Source organism: Caenibius tardaugens NBRC 16725, from assembly GCF_003860345.1.
Taxonomy (GTDB): Bacteria; Pseudomonadota; Alphaproteobacteria; order Sphingomonadales; family Sphingomonadaceae; genus Caenibius; species Caenibius tardaugens.
Window position 1 is genome coordinate 1,615,390 of record NZ_CP034179.1, and the last position, 19,709, is coordinate 1,635,098.

Sequence of the window (19,709 nt, forward strand, 5' to 3'; positions counted from 1 at the left end):
GCCTGAACGCGGATAACGCTACTCCGGATTGCAATCGCCCTTGCGGTCTTCCTGTTTGCCGCTGGCGAGGAACCAGCGCGCATGATCAGCCGATGTGCTTTCGTTGAAATAGCAGACGTCCGTGGCCCCGGTCGCGGGATCGACCATCACCAGCCACTGGTGCGGGCCGCAATTGTGCTGTTCGCAGCCCCAGCCGGAAACCTTGCCGTCGATCAGGGCGATCGGGGCGGTCGGTCCGGCCCAGCCGAGCACCGCATTACGCGCGGCGGCATCGGTCACGCTCTTGCGGATACCGGCTTTCACCATGGGATGATCGGACCAGGTCACGCCATCGATCTTGTCGAACGGAAACTTCCCGACATAGGCAGCCAGCCCGCCGCCTGCCGCAGGCGCAGGGCCAGTTGCCGCAGCAGGTGCCGGGGCAGCGCCGGGGGCAGAGGCAGCCGGTGCCTCGGGCTGGGCCGGGGCGGCGGGCGCAGCGGCACCGGGCGCCCCCGCATCCTTGCCCGAAATCGCCGCGTTATCCCCGGTCGCATCGCAGGCCGTCAGGGCAACAGCCCCCAGTGCAAGCGCCACACCGGCCAAAAGCGACTGCAACCCCACTATCCCTCGCCCCATGTGCAACCTCCTGTTTCCATCAGCCGTCAGGCCGCGAAGGGGAAAATATACTGCCGCCGCACCATAGGCCAGCGTCCCAGCACCTCATGCCGCTGTTCCCCATCGATCGAATGGACCAGCTGAAATTCGTCCGCCAGCCAGCCGATCGGATCGATCGGCACAGTGGTGCCCGCCCATCCCCGATGCGGTCCGCGATAGGCGAGATGGATATGCAGCCTGAATTTGTACGTGTCAGGCTGTTCCCAGACCACCCCGGCCCGCAGCAGATGATCGCACAAGGCGCGGTGAAATGCGCCCGCCCCGCGCAGCCCGGCACGCGGTTTCAACGCTACACCATTGCCCTGCCCCGGGCCGATCTGGTCGAATTCCATGCGGAAAGGTTCAACATCAAAACGGCCCAGCGCCGCGATCAGATGGGCCACACGCTCGTCCGTCCATGTCGCCCAAAGGCCCAGCGGCAACATGGTGCAGTGATAACGGTTGGCCCCGAAATGCGGGCTGACGCCATGGGCATCGCGGCAGGCCACACAGTCCGCGCGCTGCATCGGCGGCACCTTGATCATGACATGGAGCTTGGTTTGCCGGGACAGGGTGTGGGGCATGAGCGGAATCCGAATCTCTTTTCGTTCCCTATACGTTCTCAATTTCCCATACATTTGTCAAACAACCGCCGCAGGGGTTCGCTTCCCCCGCGGCCGTTGTGTCGGGCCCTCTCGGCCAGCTGGTTCAGCCAGTCGGTTCAGGCAGTCGGTTCGGGCAGTGCATCAACGGCAACGCACGTTGTTGCGCTGGCCACGGCTGACACCAGCGCCCACGGCCGCACCGCCAACAGCCCCGATCACGGTGCCGAGCGTCTTGGAATCACCCGGCGCGATGATATTGCCCAGCACGCCCCCGGCCAGCCCGCCAATGATCAGGCCAGTCGATCCATCGGAACGGCGGCAATAATAGCGCCCGTCACGCCCGCGATAGACACGATCTTCGTTGGACAGGCGCCGTTCGCGATAGCGGCGGTCCTGACGGTAGTAGCGGTCGGCATAATAACGTCCGTCGTTGGGATCGGGCCTGTTCCAGTCATAGTTGCCGTAACGCCCGTAATACTCGTTGTCGTAATAGCCCCAACCATCGTCATTGCTGCCATAGCCGTAACCATCGGTCACACAGCCACCCAATGCCATGGTTGCGGCTGCCAGCGGGATAAGAACGAGCTTTTTCATTATCAGCTTCCCTTCAGATCATCCGAAGAGAAAACCGCCCGATCCGCGCTCCGTTCCCGATCGTAGTCATGGCAGGGGGTACATGCACGCCAGACATGCCAAACGGCTTCCCCCAACAGGCGCGAAACCGGCTGCTTCGCGGCGCCTGCTGCGCCGGATCGACGATCGTCAACGGCTTTGACAAGACCCGGTGCGCGCCATAAGAATCCGGGAAAAGGGGTCGGGGGACTTGGGCAAGAAATACGACGAGGTCACGCTGACCTATCTGCCGCTATTGGCGCTGATGACGATGGCTCTGCTGGGCTGCCTGATGCTGGTCGGTTTTGCCGTGCTGATTATCGCGCTGGAATGAGGCGCGGGGTGCGGCACAAGAACTGCATCGGGCGCACAGGCTGGGTCAGACGCTGAAGATGCCGCCGCATTCCTCAGTCAGGAACAGTTCCGCCTCAATCCGCCAGGTACCGTCGAAACACCGCCATTTCGCGGTATAGGACCCTGCGGCAAAATCTGCTGCCGCCGTGCGCGAAACACCCCGCCAGCGCCCGTGTTCCATGGCAATGGGGGCGACGGGCGACACGATCACCTGCGCGGGCATGCGTTCGTAGACCACGCGATCCGGGCTGGCGAAATCGCGCTTCCACACCGCCAGTTGCGCCTTGCGACCAGCCAGCACCGCGCTGTCCGTCCCGGCCACAAGCATCGCCTTGTCAGCCAATACCGCGCCAACGCCCGCAAGATCGCCTTCGGCCAGCGCCCGGTTGAACGCCGCGCGGGCGGTGCGAATGGCCAGTTCGGCCCCTGCGGACAGGCTCATCGACAGTCTCCTTCTCCCTGCGCCATCGCCGTTCCGCCACGGCGAGGCAATGGGAAACACGTCGATAGGGGGGCGTCGCTGGCGCGGACCTGCTATTTTTCCAGCCACGCGATCAGGGCCTGCGCGGCGGCGGGTGCGCGTTCCTTCGCCCCGTTGATAAAGAACACGAAAGTATCGCGCCCGGCCTGTGCCCAGCCGCGTGCGCGTGTGGCCCAGCGATCCAGTTCCGCAGCGGGATAACCCAGTTCCAGCCCCGCCTGCGCATTCTGCAGGCGGGCATAGACGAAGGGCGCCTTGTCCGCCGCTTCATCAAAAGCCGGATATTTTTCGGAATCGGCAAGGATCACCGCCACACCCGCCTTGCGCAACAGAGCAAAGAACGCCGGATCGCCGAAGCTTTCGTGCCGCGCCTCGATGGCGTGGCGCAAAGGCAGCCCTTCATGGCTGGCCGGCAGCAGAGCAAGGAACGCGGCGATTTCGTCTGCGTCGAACGTTTTCGTGGATGCCAGTTGCCAGTTGATCGGCCCCAGCTTGTCACCCAGTTCGACGATCCCTTGGTCCACGAAATTCGCCACGCTCTCGCCCGCTTCGGCAAGGTTCTTGCGGACGGTGCAATACCGCGATCCCTTGACCGCGAAGACAAAATGATCGGGGACCGCATCGCGCCATTTGGCGAAGCTGGCGGGCTTCTGCCGGCCATAGAACGTGGCGTTGATCTCAGTCGCGGTCAGATGTTCGCCCACGTGGGCCAGTTCGCGCGCCTGCGGCAGGCCCTTGGGATAGAACAGGCCGCGCCATGGCTCGTAACTCCAGCCGCCAATACCGACATGGACGCGCGCGCCGCCTGCCCTGTTTGCCGCAGCCTTTGCCATGACAGTCACTCTCCTCGTCTGCCGCGTCAGCCCATCGTGTCGCGAAACCACGCGGCGAGGTCTTGTTCACCCAGTTCACCGGGCGCCAGCGCCATAATGGCAACGACCAGTTCGGCATCGCTCGCAGCCAAACTATAACCGTTCAGAGCCAGAAACGTTTCGCTGACCACCGCAGCGATCCGTTTGTTGCCATCGACAAAGGGGTGGTTCCGGGCAAGGCCAAAGGCATAGGCCGCCGCAAGCGCTGCAGCATCCGGTTCCCCTAGTGGGCGAGCTGTTGCGGACGCGCCATGGCGCTTTCAAACAGGCCCCGATCGCGGATCGCATCGCCGCCACCGCCATGTTCGGCAATCTGTTCGGCATGGATGGCGAGGGCGACATCCAGCCTGACCCAGACCCAGTCTACCCGATCGGTCACGTGATGTTACTTCGCCAGTTCGTGGAGCGCACGCTTGCGCCGGGTCATAACCTCCCGCGCAGCGGCCATCTGCGCATCGAAATCCGGATCGGCAGCGGACAATTCGATACCACGCGGAGTGACGACCACACTCAGCGTTTCCCCTACGCGCGCACCAAGATGCGCCAGCAGTTCCTTGGGCAGGATCACCCCGGCGCTGTTCCCCACTTTGGTGATTTTGAGCGGTATGTTCATACAGATGAACGCCGTAAGGGACCATCCACAACCGCATGCCACGATGCAGCTTGCGGCTGCTATACGGCAGGCCCGTTCAAGCCGGGGTTTCGGTGAGTTCGGCGATCTCGAATGTGAAGTGGGTCCAGCCCCGGCTGCGGGCGGCTTCTGCGGCAGGGGCGCGTTTGCGCCGCGCTTCGGCAAGCGAACGGGTATGCCCCCAGAACACTTCGGTCTTGCCGTTTTCCAATTCGGCCACGATCCGCCAATAGTGCGTGAACGTGTCCGTGGTCGGTCCGATGGTTTTGACATAGCCGTCGGGCATCGTGGCGGTGAGATAACGGCGCTTCTTCTTCATCGCGCAAGTTTTCCGGCTCAGCGCCGCGACAGGCGTTTGCGATTGGCGGTCACGCGTTTGCGGTAATGGCTGACCGCGATCTGCGCATTGCGTGTGGGGCTGGCGGTCACCCCGCCAGAGGCCAGACGGGCGGCCAGTTCAGCCCCCGCCTGCACCTTTTCGCTTACCATCCGCACATTTTCGCGCGTGCTGCCCCGTCCCGTCATGATGTCCATCGTGCGCATCCCGATCACCAGCGAGGCTTCGGCCCACAGCCAGTAGCTGTCATGGGCAAGCCGGAACCACGCGGTGACAGGATTACACATGGCGCAAACCTCAATCGTGTTCGCGATCGCCCGCGCCCATGTAGAGTTCGCGGCCGGTTTCATCGTAGACCTTGCTCATTTCGGCCATGCCCTTTTCTGCCTCGTCCGCCGCGACGAAGGCATCAGACGGCTGGTTCTGCAGCCGCGCGAAATCGCGCACTTCCTGTGTGATTTTCATGCTGCAGAACTTCGGCCCGCACATCGAACAGAAGTGGGCCGATTTCGCCCCTTCGGCCGGCAGGGTCTGGTCGTGGTACTTTTCCGCCGTATCGGGATCGAGGCTGAGGTTGAACTGATCGCGCCAGCGGAATTCAAACCGCGCGCGCGACAGCGCATCATCGCGCACTTTGGCCGCCGGGTGCCCCTTGGCCAGATCGGCTGCGTGCGCCGCCAGCTTGTAGGTGACAACGCCCACTTTCACGTCATCACGGTCAGGCAGACCAAGGTGCTCCTTGGGCGTGACATAGCAAAGCATCGCCGTGCCGTACCAGCCGATCTGCGCCGCGCCGATGCCGCTGGTGATATGGTCGTAACCCGGTGCGATATCGGTGACGAGCGGCCCCAAGGTGTAGAACGGGGCTTCGCCGCAGGCCTCAAGCTGCTTGTCCATGTTCTCCTTGATCTTGTGCATCGGCACGTGGCCGGGGCCTTCGATCATGACCTGAACATCCTGTTCCCATGCCCGCTTGGTCAGTTCGCCCAGCGTGTAGAGTTCGGCGAACTGCGCTTCATCGTTGGCATCCGCGATCGATCCGGGGCGCAGGCCATCGCCCAGCGAATAGGCGATGTCGTAGGCCTTCATGATCTCGGTGATGTCATCGAAATGTTCGTAGAGGAACGATTCCCGGTGATGCGCCAGGCACCACTTGGCCATGATCGACCCGCCGCGCGAAACGATCCCGGTCACGCGCTTGGCGGTCAGCGGGATATAGGGCAGGCGCACCCCGGCATGGATGGTGAAGTAGTCAACGCCCTGTTCGGCCTGTTCGATCAGGGTATCGCGGAACACCTCCCAGGTCAGGTCTTCGGCAATCCCGCCGACCTTTTCCAGCGCCTGATAGATCGGCACCGTGCCGATCGGCACCGGGCTGTTGCGCAAGATCCATTCGCGCGTGTCGTGGATGTTGCGGCCAGTGCTGAGGTCCATCACGGTATCCGCGCCCCAGCGGATCGACCAGACCATCTTGTCCACTTCGCTGGCGACATCGCTGGCCACCGCGCTGTTGCCGATATTGGCATTGATCTTGACCAGGAAATTGCGGCCGATGGCCATCGGTTCGCTTTCCGGGTGGTTGATATTGCTGGGAATGATCGCCCGGCCGCGCGCCACTTCATCGCGCACGAATTCGGGGGTGACATAATCGGGGATCGCCGCACCCCAATCCTGCCCGTCGCGGATATGATCGCGGATCATTTCCCGGCCGAGGTTTTCGCGGATCGCGACATATTCCATTTCGGGCGTGATGATGCCGCGCCGGGCATAATGCATCTGGCTGACATTCATTCCGGCCTTGGCCCGCAACGGGCGCTTCACCACATTGGGGAACGCGGGCACGCCGCCTGAACGATCCGGCCCCAACTGTCCGTTATCCTCTGGCTTGACGTGGCGGGCGTCGTATTCCTCCACATCGCCGCGGCCCATGATCCAGTCGCGCCGCAAGGCGGGCAGGCCCGCCGCGATATCGATCTGCACCGCCGGATCGGTGTAGGGACCGGATGTATCATAGACCCGCACCGGCGGTTCCCCGCTCGACGCTTCCAGCGATATTTCCCGCATCGCGACCTGCACGCCGGGATGGCCCGGTGCGGGGACATGGATCTTGCGGCTGCCCCGGATCGCTCCGGTGGTGACGCCAATTTCGATGCGGGAGTTGATATCGGCCATTGGGGGGTCTTTCGTCTAGCAGTGGGTCAGGAGAAACGGATCAATCCACCCACGGTGAGTGCCAGGCCGATCAGAAAGGTCGCCATGGCCCAGCCGCGGTGCATGAAACTGAGATTGCGCAGCCAGAAGGGGAAATAGACGTCGGAAAAGCCCGTGACCGCCAGCGCCTCGAGCATCATCAGCCCGCCAATGGCCTTGATAATACAGGCCAGCACGTCGGAAGGTATCCACGGATTGGTGAGGTAGAGCGCCGCCCCCACCAGCATTTCCAGCCCGCCGCCGATCAGTTGCAGCGCGGGCGACTTGTCGATTTCATCTACCAGCTTTTGCCAGACACCTGGCTTACGCAATGCCCCGATGGCCGCGAACAGCGTGAAAACACCCAACAATGTGGCCGACCATGTCGTCGGATCGAACGTTTCGGGCATTACACATCCTCCTCCGTTGTTATTGGTGGAAGGAGGATGGCCATGCCGGATGATTTGTCCAGCCTGCAAATACCCTCCCTCCGCCCGTGCTAACGGGTTCAGGTTCAACGGGTCGTGGGACGCAACGCCCACCTCTCAGCCTCGAATCCTCAATCAGAGGGTTCAGCCGGCTCCCCGGGGAAAACCCTTGATAGATGGACTTGCCCGCCCTGTGAAGAGCGGATGGCAATAAGGGGGCGAAGCGGCCCGGGCGCGAGACCGGCGCCAGAACCTTGCACTGCGCTGGCAGGTGAACACTATGCTGGCGCCACACGGCGTCTGGCTGTATGGGGCCGCCCCGACGCTGGAGGCCACGAATGACCGGGTTGACCGAAGGTACCCTATGGCTGCTCGAACGGATTGGCGGCACTTTCGTGTCCCCACTGGCGCGCGATGGCCTGCTGGCAATCGTTGTCAGTTTCGTGATCGGCGCATTCGCGTTTCGCCACTATTTCGGGCGCGAGGGTTTCAGCATCCGGGCCTATCTGCGCTACGCCTTCCCGCGCCGTGTCTACTGGTCGCGGACGTGCGCGGTGGACCTGCAGATCATGCTGTTCGACCGCCTGTTCCTGCCGATGGTGTGGTTCGCACGCGTGCTGTCGGTCATCGCCGTGGCGCAGATGATCGCCAGCGGCCTTGCCGCCACAACCGGATCGATCGCGCCGTTCACAGGCGGGCCGATCACCTATGGCCTGCTGGCCCTGATGCTGGTGCTGGCCTACGATCTGGGCACCTATCTGACCCACCGCCTGTCGCATCAGGTGCCGGTGCTCTGGGCATTCCATCGCGTCCACCATTCGGCGGAAGAGCTGAACCCGCTGACATTGCTGCGCAAACATCCGGTCTATTCGGTGCTGGGGGTACTGATCGACTGCATCACGGTGGCGCCGCTGCAGGGGCTGATCCTGTTCGCCTTCGGCGCCACCAGCGAACTGCCGCTGCTGACCATGGTCGATTATGGCTTCACCCTGTTCGCTTTTATGGCGTCCAATCTGCGCCACACGCATATCTGGATGTCGTGGGGACCGGTGCTCGACAAGATTTTCGTCAGCCCGGCGCTGCACCAGATTCACCACAGCCGGGCGGAACGGCATTTCGACCGCAATTTCGGGGAAGTGCTGGCGATCTGGGACTGGATGCTGGGCACGCATTACCAGCCGAGGGAGCGGGAGGAGTTGACCTTCGGCATCGGGGATGAGCCGGTCCAGCCGCACCCCCATCTGGCTGCCGCGCTGATCGAGCCGTTTGTCTATGCCTGGCGCGTGTTGCGCAAACGCCGCGAAAGCGCGCCCGCGCCGCAAGCCACGCACCCCCCACTGCCCGAAACGCCTGCCCCGGCGGACGGGCAGGCATGATGCACGCCTATGCCCAATACGCTTATGCCCAGTACGCCGATGCATAGAGGGCTTTCGCTCTATCTCGATCTCGTGCGGTTCGGCGCGGCGCTGGCCGTACTGGTCACGCATCTTGCCTATCCCGAACTGAGCGGCGGGATGCTGGAATACTGGCGCCTGCTGGGCAACGATGCGGTGATGGTGTTCTTCGTCCTGTCGGGCTTCGTCATCGCCTATACCGCGCAGACGAAAGAACCGACGCTGGGCGCGTTCACGCGCAGCCGACTGGCCCGGCTGTGGTCGGTCGCGGTCCCCGCACTGATCCTGACCATGGCCCTCGACCACTGGGGGAGCCTGTTCGATCCGGCGGCCTACAGCCAGTGGTGGCATCAGGGGAGCGATCCGCTGTGGCGCGCATTCCGGGCACTGAGCTTCACCAACGAACTGTGGTTCAGCTCCGTCCGGCCCTTCTCCAACGGGCCATGGTGGTCGCTGGGATACGAGGCGGTCTATTACGCCCTGTTCGCCGCGCTGTTCTATATCCCCGGCTGGAAAGGCCGGGCGGCGGCGGGCGCGCTGATGCTGCTGGCGGGGCCGAAAATCCTCCTGCTCGCGCCGATCTGGTGGCTGGGCGTGTGGGTGTGGCAACGCACGCAGCGCGAAACCCTGCCAGCCGACAAATCGGCGCTGCTGTTTTTCGGCACGATCGCGGCCTATGCGTTGTTCCGGTGGAGCGGATTGCCCGTGTTCCTGCGCGACGCCACTGTGCTGACGCTCGGCGCAGAGAACGTGGTGACCTACCTCCATTTCTCCGACGAATTCCTGTCGAGCTACATCATCGGGCCGCTGGTGGCGTTGCATTTCATCGCCGCGCATGGCCTGGCCCATGCGCTGGATGGCCTGCTGGCCCCATGGCGCAAGGGGATCGTGTGGTTCGCACAATCGACCTTTGCGCTCTACCTCCTGCACTATCCCATGCTGCGCTTTGCCGATGCGGCCTTCGCCTATGACGCCAGCGACCCGTGGCAGGTGGCGGCGGTGTGTCTGGGCGTTGCCGGATTGTGCGTGTTGATCGGCCCGGTGATCGAACGCACCAAGGGCGCATGGAAGGCCCTGCTTGCCCCCCGCTGGCCACGGCGACAAGCCACCGCCTGACCCCCGGTTTTCTCTATGATTTTTCGCGCATCGGGCTTGCGGCACGGGCCTATCGGGGTATCAATGGCGGCATAGAATAACGTCGGCTCCAGCCGATCAGACGAGAGAGATGCCTTGCGTTCGCTGAGCCCCTGTTTTGCTGCCGCCCTTGCTCTGGCCGCCCCCCTTGCGCTGGCCACCCCTTCGCTGCTGTTGGCGCGCCCGATGACCCCGGATGACGTGGCCCGGCTGGAACAGGTCGGGCAGATCGCCGTGTCCCCCGATGGTGCCCGCGTGGCCTTCACCACCACGCGCCTGCCCGATGTGACCCGTGGCGAAAAGAATGCCCCATCCCGGCAACAGCTGCAGATGGCCTGGGGCCCCGAACAGACCCGCGACTACCTGCCTGCCGACATGGACGTATCGGCCATGCGCTTTTCCCCCGATGGCCGGCTGATCACGTTCATCTGGGCGGCCAAGGACGACAAGGATTCGGTCTGGGCGATCCCGGTCGATGGCGGCGGCCACCACAAGCTGGCCACGATCGAGGATGGCCACGTGCTCGACTATGCCTGGGCGCCGGGCGGCGGCACGCTGTACCTGCTGGCCGGACCGGCTGCCGACAAGCGCCGCGACAGCGAAGTGAAGGCCGGGTTCAACGCCGAAGTCTATGAAGAGGAATGGCGCACCAACCGCCTGTTCGCCGCCGCCATTGGCAAACAGGTGGACAAGAAACCGCGCGAAATCGCACTTTCCGGCCATGTGACCCGCCTGCAGGTTGCCGCCGATGGGCGCACCGCCATTCTGACATCCGCACCGACGCCCAGCGTGGACGACAGCTATACCCGCCAGCAGATCGCCGTGTTCGACCTGTCGACCGGCAAGGTCCTGCGCACGATCGCCACCCCCGGCAAGATCGCGGACCCCGAACTTTCGCCCGATGGCCGCAAAGTGGCGCTGCTGGCGGCGGTGGACGAACATGATCCTTCGCCCACCACGCTCTATCTCGCCGATCTGGCCAGCGGCGCGCTACGACCGCTCAACGCCGGGGCAGCCGAAGCCGCGATGGACAGCGAATGGTTGCCCGATGGCGGGCTGGCCGCCGTGATCCACCGCGGGACGCAAAGCGTGCTGCGGATTTACGACGCCAGTGGCGCGGTCAGAAACGAACCCAATCCGGGCGAACTCATCCTCAATCGCGTGGCGGCGGCGGGCAAGACCATCGCGGTCAGCGCCGACAGCCCCGGGCACCCCCCCGAACTGTTCGTATTGCAGGATGGCCGCTTTGTCCGCTGGACCCGGCACAATCCCTGGTTATCGGGCATCGATCTGGGCAAGCAGAGCACGATCACCTTTAGTGCGCGGGATGGGCAGGCGATCGAAGGCGTGCTGATCGAACCGGTGGGCGGCGTGCCGCGCGGCGGCGCCCCCACGATCTTCGACGTGCACGGCGGGCCGGAAGCGCACGAATCCAACGGCTGGGTCACCAATTACGGCGGCCCCGGGCAAGTTGCGGCGGGCAAGGGCTATGCCGTGTTCCTGCCGAACTATCGCGGCTCCACCGCCTATGGCACCGCCTTTTCCAAACAGCACCAGAACGATTACGCGGGCAAGGAATTCGACGATCTGGTCGATGCCAAGAAAGATCTGGTCACACGCGGCATCGCCGACCCCCGGCGCGTGGGCATGACCGGCGGTTCCTATGGCGGGTTCGCCACCGCCTGGGCGTCCACCGCGCTCAGCTCGGAATTTGCCGCGGGCGTGATGTTTGTCGGCATTTCCGATCTGATCAGCAAGTTCGGCACCACCGATATCCCGACCGAAATGCGGCTGGTGCACGAACTGAAATACCCCTGGGAAGAATGGCAGCACCTGCTGGAACGCAGCCCGATCTACCACGTGGACAAGGCCACCACCCCGTTGCTGATCCTGCACGGCGCGGCCGATCCGCGCGTCAGCCCCACGCAAAGCATGGAACTGTACCGCAACATCAAGGTGCGCAAGCCCACAACCCCGGTGCGGCTGGTGCTCTATCCCGGCGAAGGCCACGGCAACCGCCGGGCCAGCGCGCGCTATGACTATAACCTGCGGATGATGGAATGGTTCGACACCTACCTGAAAACCGCCAACCGCACCGCCCCCCTCCCCGCCCCCCGCCCGCGCCTGCCGGACGACGCGCTGGGGAAATAGTGCTGACGGGCGTGTTGCGGGGCTGCCAGGACATTGGTGTCAGGGCAGACGTCCGCTTTCAGGCACGGTGGACTGACCAGAGAACGACGGTATTGTTGGGGGAAGCGGGCATTGATCAATGAGAATACCGGCTAAGTAGCCTGCGAGCCATAGCTCACCTGCACATCTTTGTTTGACCGACTGCCCGCTTCGGCTCCGACTTCATCATATCGCCGACATCGATAGGCGGCGGAAGTGTGCCAACGTATCCTCGGGCACGCAAGAAGTCTTGCGCCCTGGAATTACCAGCTTCCGCTGCCCGTATAAGCCATTCGCGAGCCTTTTGTGGGTCTCGATCACGCCCATTTAGAAATGAGAAACCTAAATTAATCATGGCATTTGCGTGACCGAGTTCGGCGGCCTGCATCCATAAGCTCCTGGCTTCTAACTCGTCCATTGGCAGTTCGCCGGTCACCAGCATGAAAGCAATATTATTCATGGCACGAGGATTGCCGCGCGCAATTGCTTGGCAGAACCAAAACTTAGCCTGGTCCAGATCTTTGGCAACGCCTGTGGAATGTAGATATTTGTAGCCTATGGCATTCATGCCTTCGCTGCTACCTGCTTTGGCCGAGAGCCTGTACAGGCGGAGCGCCTCCATCTGATCGGCATCGACCCCATGACCACGTGCGTAGAGATATCCCAGGTTGACGAGACCTTCCGGATCGCCAGCTTCGGCTGCCTGACGAAGGTGCTGATAAGCAGTCTGAAAATCGCCCTTGTTGTAAGCGCTCATGCCTTTCAAAGTTGCATCGGACGGGGTCTGTACAATGTCGATAGGCGTTGCGCCTGTCTCCGATGTCCTCAGTGATTGGGTTTCCCGCGGCTCGCTACCATGACTCAGCGAAGTCGAATAAGCAGACAAAATTACCACAGAAATAACAACAAGCATTTTTTTCATGGGACAAATCTAGCACGCTAGGGTCTTGCCACGCAAAGCGTGGGAAAGGTTGGGGTTAGCTGCCGTCCGATACGAAACCTTGCTTTATCGGAATACCCTTCGCCCTAAGCTCGCCGATCACGCACATTGATTGCCCGTACGTGGCCGACTCGGGCTTGAACCACCTTACAGATCCGTCGATCCACTTGAGACTATCGTGAGGCAGGCCGCACTTATCTGCAATGGCCTCAAGCTCTGGGGTCCAGTCTTTGCCTTCAGCCAATGCGAGTCCTTCCATCAACATGAAGGCGAAAATAGGAAGGAGCCTGCGGATCATCCCGCGACAATACATTGGGCGTCGATGACCGCAACGTTGGCGTTGCCAGAATGCCTGTTCGGGCGCGAATGTTGGGAGACGTGACCCCGTAACGAAAAACGTTAGCCTTCTGCTTACCGCGAGTACTTCCTGTAGTAGAAGCGCCAGATCGCGGCGATGGGGAGGAAAGCAATAAAGGGAATGAGAACGGCTACGTAGTCATCTCGCACGCGCTCTAGGTAGTTGTACAACATGAAAAACGGCACCATTGACGCATAGCCGATCGCATCAACCATCACTCGTTTTAGGTTCACGCGTGCTCTCCATTGCCTGTCCGCTAGACAGTCATCTTGGACGAGTTTCGTCAACATTCTGTGAGTTTCAAACGGGCACGCCTGTGTCGGCTTTGTTGGCGTTGATGGAGCGCCTGCTTTGACGGAAAAGTTGGGGTTAGCGGACATAAGCCACATTCAGCTAGTCGCAATTGTATCCACTCGCGCCCGGCTTCGTGCACACTATATATCCCCCTTCCTTATTTGGACGCAGGCGGAAGCGAAACCTGATATCCTCTCTGAAAAAGGTATGGCCAAAGTACCGGACGGGAACGACTTTCCTTGGCAGCTCGCCTACTTCGACATGTGACACATGGAAATTGGCAGAAAACCAGCCATGACCAATCAAATCATCGGGATGGTATTCACCCGGTTCGCTCTCCAAATTTTCAAGTTTCCCAACCGCTACTACGTCCATGGGAGAGATGGGGTGGCCTGAAGGTGGCCCCCATTCGGCTATTCTGGCGCACCCGGTCAAAGCGGCAACGGCGGCTAGAGTAACGAGAGGGAAATACGTGGGTTGCATAGGGATGACTATACCTTCCTCGACACTTCCTGAGCAACGACCGCTTTGTTGGCGTACCCCGACAGTCCGGTTTGGCAGGAAAATTGGGGTTGGTTGTCGCCATCGCCTCTGGCGCAAGATGACCAAAAGTTAATGCTTGTCCTGTCTTGATCTTGCCGCCGGTTGCGCCCAGCTTGTCCATGCTTCCGCAAGGAGGCGTACCCGCAACTTCCTCTCCGAGGGACCAATGTCTGACAACGATCATAGACGAAGGACCATTCCGCCGAGAGCGTTGATGAACTGAGATTCGGCTCACCAGCACCGGCTCGGCGGAACGGTCGCAAGAGGTGAGCTATGAATGCAGCAGCCCGTTTCCTGGTCGGTCAATTCCGGCGCGCACAGCAGGTTCGCAACGTCAACACCCTGTTCGACGAACGTCAGACGTTCGGAGAGCGGCTGGCAGACCGCGTGGCGGCTATTGGCGGTTCGTGGACCTTTATCATCAGCTTCAGCGTGTTCCTGCTGGCTTGGGCCGGCCTGAACACCGTGGTTCTGACGCGTCATGCGTTCGACCCGTTCCCTTTCATTTTCCTCAACCTGATGCTTTCGATGCTCGCCGCACTCCAGGCCCCGATCATCATGATGAGCCAGAACAGGCAGGCAGCGAAGGACCGGCTGGAAGCACGGCTGGATTACGAAACCAATCTTCGCGTCGAGGCTGAAATCGCCTGTTTGCACGAAAAGATCGACCTTATGCTGGCAATGTCGGGGGATCAGCCCGCAACCATGGTGGACGGGCAGAGCCGATCCTCCTGAAAACCGCCTTCGGCGCCAACCGAAGGTGAAATCGCCCTTGCGTGTATCTGCCTGCTCGGCGTGTCCGGTCCGCCACGCTAGAACGTATAGCCGATCCCGATCGCGCCGAACCACTGGTTCGGACTGCCGCGCACGGAGGTGAGCGGGGTATCCTTGGCATCGCCCAGCATCCGCGAATAGCCGCCGCCGACCACAATCGCGAAGCCGCCGTTCAGCAGATTGCCATCGAGATCGATGCCGCCAATCGCGGTCAGCCCGGCCTTGGTGAAGCCCTTGCCAGCGGAAAACGGGGCAAGGCCGCTGACCGCGCTTTGCGCCGGGCTGATCGAATAGTAGTAATCCGCGAACTTGCGGTCGCCCCATTCCGCGCTGGCGGTGAGGGAAACAGCCGCACCCCGGCTGAGCGGCGTGAAATAGGTCAGCGCGGGCGAAACCACCATGCCCTTGTGCGCGCCCGCCACGTCCCAGCCGATATCGGTGCTGAAGGTGAGCGTGTCGTATTCATGGAACACCTGCGCCACCGTGATCCCCATGCTCGGCCCGATTTCGACCGCGCGATCGAGTTTGCCGAGCGAACGGACAACCTTGTCCTCGATCTTGCTGGCCCGGTTGGATCGCAGTTGCACCGCAGGGCCGAAATCGAAGCCCACGCCTTTCTTGGGGTCCGCCAGGAAATCCAGCGCCAGCCCGCCCCCGCGCGGACTGATGCCGATGCCGCCGAGGCTGCCCTGCACCACGGGGATCGGGAAGGCGACATAGTCGTCCGACCCGTCATAGGACGGGCCATAGCCCATCCCCACACCGACGCTCAGCCAGTCGCCGTCATAGACGCTGGTTTCGCTGCCGGAGGCGGAACTGCTGTCCGCCGCTTCCTGCGCGGCGGCGGGGCTGGTGAGCGCCGAGGCCGCGCAGAGCCCCGCGATAAACATAAGGTTTTGTTTCATGGCAGCTTTTTTAACGCACGGGCGCCAGAATAGTGCCCATGCGTGGCTTTGCCGCGAAAATGTGGCAGCCGTTTGACAGCGATCAGTGCGCCAGCAGCAGCGGCAGCGGCGTGCCGATCAACATATCCCGCGTCACCCCGCCCAGCAGGCTTTCCTGCCAGCGCGAATGGCCATAGGCCCCCATCACCAGACAGGCCGCCTTGCGATCCTGCGCGGCATCGCGCAGCGTTTCCGCAATCGATCGGCCACGGGTGCCCACTTCCACCACTTCGCTCGCCACGCCATGGCGCGACAGGAAGGTGGCGGCCTGCAGCGGCGGGAAATCGTAACGGTTCGATTCCTCGACAGCGACCAGTGTCACCGCGCTTGCCCGTTGCAACAGCGGCAGGGCGGCGCGCACGGCCTGGCACGATTCCGGCGAACCGTTCCACGCCACCACGGCCGGGCCGTCCACATCGAACCCGATCTGCCCTTCGGGCATGACCAGCACCGGCGCATGGGCATTGACCGCCACGTCCGCCGCCACCGGCGGTGTCCCCAGCCGCGCGGCCCAGTTGGCGGGCGGTGCGCTGACCACGATCAGATCCGACAGCCAGCTGTGGTTCGCCAGCAGGCGCGCGGGGGCACCGGCATGGCAATGCCAGTCCCAGCTGATCCCTTCCGTGCGCAGGCGTTCTTCCAGCCGCACGCGGGTCTCTTCTTCCGCCTGTTTCGCCCGTTCATAGGAATCGGCCATGAAGGCCGCCCCGCCGAAGGGATCGACCGGCATATAGGCATCGACCGGGGTGGCCGTCTGCACGCAGGTCAGGTGGCCCTGGAAGGCCTGCACGACATCGACCGCGGCCTGATACCGCGTCTCCACCTCGGGATCGAGGCCGATGTGGATGATAATCGATTTCATGCGCCTTCTCCTTCCATTAGGCTCACGCCAGAGCTTGCCATTCCCGGATCGAATCCAATGGCCAGAGCAGCATCAGCACATTGAGCGTCAGGTTGTCTCTGATCAGGATCAAAGTCAGCATTTCCAGCGCAATGGCCAGAACGACACTGACCCATATGGGCATCCGGCTGGCGAACAGGAAGCCCACGATCATCCAGCCGATATCGGACATCGAATTGACGATGCTGTCGCCAACATAGCCCCAGCTTACCGTCGCCTCGCGATAACGGTTGATGATGAAGGGCGTGTTCTCGAGGATTTCCCAGAAGCTTTCGAAGGCCACGGCGATCGGCAGGGCATGGCGCACCGGCCGCCCGCCCAGTACTTTCCAGCGCACCCACAGCAACCAGGCGAAGAAATAGAACAGCAGCCCGTGAATGAAATGGCTGGGGCTGTACCAGTCGGTGACATGCTGGCTGTTCTCCGCCGACTGGACCACGCCATGCCACAGCTTCACTGTGCCGCAGGTGCAGATCGGCGGCCGCCCCATCGCCAGCAGAATGGCCAGCACCACCAGCAGGACCACGACCGTGGCGATCAGCGCACGGCGATGCGGCAGGAGATTGTTCGTCACGTTCGGCAAGCTGCCCCCCTCTGTTGCGGCTGACAGCCTAGCGTAAAATCCGATTGTGTCCGCCCCTTTTCAGCCATAGCATCGATCCGATGAAAAGATCGTTCCGGCACAGGCTGTTCGTTCCCGTTGCGGCGGCATTGCTCCTTACCGGGTATGCGACCGGCCCGTTGCGTGCTGACGATGGGGCAAATGCCGCAGCCCCGGCCGATCCCTATGGCGCACTGTACGATGCGATACAGGGTGCAGCGAATCCGGAACAGTCGATCGACAATGCGATCGAGACGCTGAAGAAGGCCTTTGTCAGCCAATCGCCCGACATGGCGGCGGCAGAAGGCCTCTATCCCGGCCTGATGGACCGGATCGGCGGCGCGATGCGGCCCTACATGCTGCAACACAGCCTGAACACGACCGCACTGTATAAACCGCGTTACATCGCGCTTTTCAAAGCGGAACTGACCCCGGACGAAGCGGCGAGGCTGGCCACATTCTATCGCAAACCGGCAATGCAGAAACTGCTTACCACCATGGTGGAACACACCGATTACAACGCGATGCTCGGTGATATCGGAACTTATGACCAGCCGGCCCAGCTGTCGGAGGTGACGCGCGATGTCGAAGGCGCGACGAATCGTTCGATCGCCACCATGACCCGCAGCGAAATCGAAGAGATGAGCGCCCTCAACAAAAGCGACCCCAGGCTTTTGCAAAAGCTGGCGGCCCTGAAACCGAATATTCTCAAGCTCCGCACCGAACTGGAAAACGCACCGATGGACCCCAAGCTCGAGGCGGACTTTGCCGCAGCCATCGACAAGGCGATCGACGATCACTTCGCAGCGGGCGACGCGGCACAACCGACACCGTAAGCATACGTTGCACAAGGGCACGCATCGGCTAAACCTTTCCGGCAATGATCGCGCACGGCTTCCTTCCTGGCATGACACGCAAATTCCGGCCTGACACATGGCCCCGCCCGCGCAGGGCCGCCCGATGAATACAGCGTTGGGGAATACTGGGCCGGGGAATACTGGGCCGGGCAACACGGCGCCGGGCAACACGGCAAAACGCGCCTGCGTGGTCGGTGCGGGGTTTGGCGGGCTGGCGCTGGCGATCCGGTTGCAGGCTGCGGGCATCGCCACCACGCTGGTCGAAGCGCGCGACAAGCCGGGGGGGCATGCCTATTGCTGGCAGCAGGATGGCTTCACCTTCGATGCCGGGCCGACCATGATCACCGACCCGGCCAGTCTGGAAGCCTTGTGGGCGCTGACCGGCCATCACATGGCCGACGATGTCGAACTGCTGCCGGTATCGCCCTTCTATCGGCTGAACTGGCCCGACGGGACCAATTTCGACTATACCAACGATGAAGCCGCGCTGCAGCGCGAGATCGCGCGCATCGCCCCCGCCGACCTGCCCGGATACATCGAATTTCAGGACTATTGCACGCGGGTCTATCGCGAAGCCTATCAACGGGCCGCGCACAGCCCGTTCGTGGAGCCGGGCAGCATGTTGCAGGCGACGCCAGCCCTGATCCGGCTGCAGGCGTGGCGCTCGGTCTATTCCATGGTCAGCAGTTATGTCCGGTCGGACAAGCTGCGCCAGGCCCTCAGCTTTCAGACGCTGATGATCGGCGGCAATCCGATGACCGCCAGTGCGCTCAACACGCTGCTCCTCACACTGGAAAAAAGCGGCGGCCTGTGGTGGGCGCGCGGGGGCACGCAGCGCCTTGTCGCCGCCATGGCCCGGCAGTTCGAACGGCTGGGCGGCACCATGCGGCTGCATGATCCGGTGGTGCGGATCGCAACGCTGGGCAACCGGGTTACCGGCGTGCACACCCGCAGCGGATGGACCGCGCCGTTCGATGCCGTGGCCAGCAATGCCGATATCCTGCACAGCTATCACGATCTGCTGGGCGACACGTTGCGCGGGCAGGCCTATGCCCGCACGCTGGCGCGCAAACGGTTCGCCCCCAGCGCATTCGTGGTGCATTTCGGCATAGAAGGAAGCTGGCCGGGCATCCCCCATCACTCCATGCTGTTCGGCCCCCGTTACAAGGGGCTGCTGGACGATATCTTCGATCATGGCGTGCTGCCGCAGGATCTGATGATCTATCTCCACCATCCCACTGTCACCGATCCATCCATGGCCCCGCCGGGCAAGAGCACGTTTCAGGCGCGCATCCCCGTGGCGCACATGGGCAAGCTGACCGTCGACTGGGATGCGATCGGCCCCCTGCTGGAACAGCGCATCCTGGACGAGATCGGCCGTCGCCTGATCCCCGATATTCACGACCGCACCGTGATCCGGTTCCATTACAGCCCGCGCGATTTCGCGTACGATCTCCATGCGCATCTTGGCAGCACCGGCAGCCTTGAACCGGTGCTGGGGCAAAGCGGATGGCGGCGACCCCATAATCGCGACGACGCCATCGGCAATTTCTATCTCGTCGGGGCGGGCACCCATCCCGGTGCGGGCATACCCGGCGTGGTTGCCGGTGCCGGTGTGACCGCGGCGCTGATGCTGGAGGATTTGAGCGCATGA

The 19,709-nt window shown here is 62.5% G+C and carries 22 protein-coding genes, 1 pseudogene and 1 riboswitch; of the genes and pseudogenes, 7 read left to right on the forward strand and 16 right to left on the reverse strand.

Features of this window, described 5'->3' with window-relative positions:
* Nucleotides 1-18: 18 nt before the first annotated feature.
* The 3 genes from EGO55_RS20735 to EGO55_RS07295 form a co-directional block, all read right to left on the reverse strand.
* Complete coding sequence (locus EGO55_RS20735) at nt 19-618, reverse strand: Ivy family c-type lysozyme inhibitor (RefSeq protein ID WP_021691450.1); 600 nt, start codon at nt 616-618, stop codon at nt 19-21.
* A gap of 26 nt (nt 619-644) precedes the next feature.
* Nucleotides 645-1,220, reverse strand: coding sequence for a 2'-5' RNA ligase family protein (locus EGO55_RS07290; RefSeq protein WP_021691449.1), 576 nt, complete (start codon nt 1,218-1,220; stop codon nt 645-647).
* Between the two features lie 162 nt (nt 1,221-1,382).
* Nucleotides 1,383-1,835 carry a glycine zipper 2TM domain-containing protein gene (locus EGO55_RS07295; protein WP_021691448.1) on the reverse strand — a complete coding sequence of 151 codons (453 nt, stop codon included), beginning with the start codon at nt 1,833-1,835 and terminating at the stop codon, nt 1,383-1,385.
* A gap of 229 nt (nt 1,836-2,064) precedes the next feature.
* Between EGO55_RS07295 and EGO55_RS21375 the strand changes: the two genes are divergently transcribed.
* Nucleotides 2,065-2,187 (forward strand): hypothetical protein, encoded by a 123-nt coding sequence (locus tag EGO55_RS21375; RefSeq protein ID WP_268871153.1) that lies wholly within the window; start codon nt 2,065-2,067, stop codon nt 2,185-2,187.
* Nucleotides 2,188-2,232: 45 nt separating this feature from the next.
* Here the strand turns inward: EGO55_RS21375 and EGO55_RS07300 are convergent, their stop codons facing one another.
* From EGO55_RS07300 to EGO55_RS07335, 8 genes and pseudogenes are all read right to left on the reverse strand, one after another.
* On the reverse strand, nt 2,233-2,649 hold the full coding sequence (locus EGO55_RS07300) for a nuclear transport factor 2 family protein (RefSeq protein WP_021691446.1): 417 nt from the start codon (nt 2,647-2,649) through the stop codon (nt 2,233-2,235).
* A gap of 92 nt (nt 2,650-2,741) precedes the next feature.
* Complete coding sequence (locus EGO55_RS07305; protein ID WP_021691445.1) at nt 2,742-3,521, reverse strand: DUF72 domain-containing protein; 780 nt, start codon at nt 3,519-3,521, stop codon at nt 2,742-2,744.
* Between the two features lie 26 nt (nt 3,522-3,547).
* Nucleotides 3,548-3,939 (reverse strand): annotated as a pseudogene (locus EGO55_RS07310) (type II toxin-antitoxin system death-on-curing family toxin).
* A gap of 6 nt (nt 3,940-3,945) precedes the next feature.
* Complete coding sequence (locus EGO55_RS07315) at nt 3,946-4,173, reverse strand: AbrB/MazE/SpoVT family DNA-binding domain-containing protein (RefSeq protein WP_021691442.1); 228 nt, start codon at nt 4,171-4,173, stop codon at nt 3,946-3,948.
* 76 nt (nt 4,174-4,249) lie between these two features.
* Nucleotides 4,250-4,510: a hypothetical protein gene (locus EGO55_RS07320; protein ID WP_021691441.1), complete on the reverse strand. Its 261-nt coding sequence runs from the start codon at nt 4,508-4,510 to the stop codon at nt 4,250-4,252.
* 17 nt (nt 4,511-4,527) lie between these two features.
* The gene (locus tag EGO55_RS07325; protein WP_021691440.1) at nt 4,528-4,815 is read right to left on the reverse strand and encodes a hypothetical protein; all 288 of its coding nucleotides are present in this window, start codon (nt 4,813-4,815) and stop codon (nt 4,528-4,530) included.
* A gap of 10 nt (nt 4,816-4,825) precedes the next feature.
* Complete coding sequence (gene thiC / locus EGO55_RS07330) at nt 4,826-6,700, reverse strand: phosphomethylpyrimidine synthase ThiC (protein WP_021691439.1); 1,875 nt, start codon at nt 6,698-6,700, stop codon at nt 4,826-4,828.
* Between the two features lie 26 nt (nt 6,701-6,726).
* Complete coding sequence (locus tag EGO55_RS07335) at nt 6,727-7,128, reverse strand: hypothetical protein (protein ID WP_021691438.1); 402 nt, start codon at nt 7,126-7,128, stop codon at nt 6,727-6,729.
* Nucleotides 7,129-7,186: 58 nt separating this feature from the next.
* A riboswitch (TPP riboswitch) is annotated at nt 7,187-7,315 on the reverse strand.
* A 169-nt stretch (nt 7,316-7,484) separates the two neighbouring features.
* Between EGO55_RS07335 and EGO55_RS07340 the strand changes: the two genes are divergently transcribed.
* The 3 genes from EGO55_RS07340 to EGO55_RS07350 all read left to right on the forward strand — a co-directional run bounded on the left by EGO55_RS07340 (nt 7,485) and on the right by EGO55_RS07350 (nt 11,825).
* Entirely contained in the window at nt 7,485-8,522 is a 1,038-nt protein-coding gene (locus tag EGO55_RS07340; RefSeq protein WP_021691437.1) for a sterol desaturase family protein, read from the forward strand.
* Nucleotides 8,523-8,531: 9 nt separating this feature from the next.
* Entirely contained in the window at nt 8,532-9,656 is a 1,125-nt protein-coding gene (locus tag EGO55_RS07345) for an acyltransferase family protein (RefSeq protein WP_021691436.1), read from the forward strand.
* 114 nt (nt 9,657-9,770) lie between these two features.
* On the forward strand, nt 9,771-11,825 hold the full coding sequence (locus EGO55_RS07350) for a S9 family peptidase (protein WP_021691435.1): 2,055 nt from the start codon (nt 9,771-9,773) through the stop codon (nt 11,823-11,825).
* A gap of 154 nt (nt 11,826-11,979) precedes the next feature.
* Here EGO55_RS07350 and EGO55_RS07355 read toward each other — a convergent pair whose 3' ends face one another.
* Nucleotides 11,980-12,765 carry a tetratricopeptide repeat protein gene (locus EGO55_RS07355; protein ID WP_021691434.1) on the reverse strand — a complete coding sequence of 262 codons (786 nt, stop codon included), beginning with the start codon at nt 12,763-12,765 and terminating at the stop codon, nt 11,980-11,982.
* 429 nt (nt 12,766-13,194) lie between these two features.
* The gene (locus EGO55_RS07360; protein WP_021691432.1) at nt 13,195-13,374 is read right to left on the reverse strand and encodes a hypothetical protein; all 180 of its coding nucleotides are present in this window, start codon (nt 13,372-13,374) and stop codon (nt 13,195-13,197) included.
* A gap of 877 nt (nt 13,375-14,251) precedes the next feature.
* Between EGO55_RS07360 and EGO55_RS07365 the strand changes: the two genes are divergently transcribed.
* Nucleotides 14,252-14,713, forward strand: a complete 462-nt coding sequence (locus EGO55_RS07365) for a DUF1003 domain-containing protein (protein WP_021691430.1) — start codon at nt 14,252-14,254, stop codon at nt 14,711-14,713.
* A 77-nt stretch (nt 14,714-14,790) separates the two neighbouring features.
* On the opposite strand, the gene EGO55_RS07370 is transcribed toward EGO55_RS07365, so the two are convergent.
* The 3 genes from EGO55_RS07370 to EGO55_RS07380 all read right to left on the reverse strand — a co-directional run bounded on the left by EGO55_RS07370 (nt 14,791) and on the right by EGO55_RS07380 (nt 17,171).
* A complete protein-coding gene (locus tag EGO55_RS07370) occupies nt 14,791-15,657 on the reverse strand; it encodes a MipA/OmpV family protein (RefSeq protein WP_021691429.1) in 867 nt (288 codons plus the stop codon).
* A gap of 82 nt (nt 15,658-15,739) precedes the next feature.
* Entirely contained in the window at nt 15,740-16,558 is an 819-nt protein-coding gene (locus EGO55_RS07375; protein WP_021691428.1) for a universal stress protein, read from the reverse strand.
* 22 nt (nt 16,559-16,580) lie between these two features.
* Complete coding sequence (locus tag EGO55_RS07380; protein WP_040717136.1) at nt 16,581-17,171, reverse strand: DUF2585 domain-containing protein; 591 nt, start codon at nt 17,169-17,171, stop codon at nt 16,581-16,583.
* Between the two features lie 89 nt (nt 17,172-17,260).
* On the opposite strand from EGO55_RS07380, the gene EGO55_RS07385 reads away from it, so the two are divergent.
* Together EGO55_RS07385 and EGO55_RS07390 are read left to right on the forward strand one after the other, a co-directional pair.
* Nucleotides 17,261-18,034: a DUF2059 domain-containing protein gene (locus EGO55_RS07385; RefSeq protein ID WP_021691426.1), complete on the forward strand. Its 774-nt coding sequence runs from the start codon at nt 17,261-17,263 to the stop codon at nt 18,032-18,034.
* 124 nt (nt 18,035-18,158) lie between these two features.
* Nucleotides 18,159-19,709 carry a phytoene desaturase gene (locus EGO55_RS07390; RefSeq protein ID WP_084620348.1) on the forward strand — a complete coding sequence of 517 codons (1,551 nt, stop codon included), beginning with the start codon at nt 18,159-18,161 and terminating at the stop codon, nt 19,707-19,709.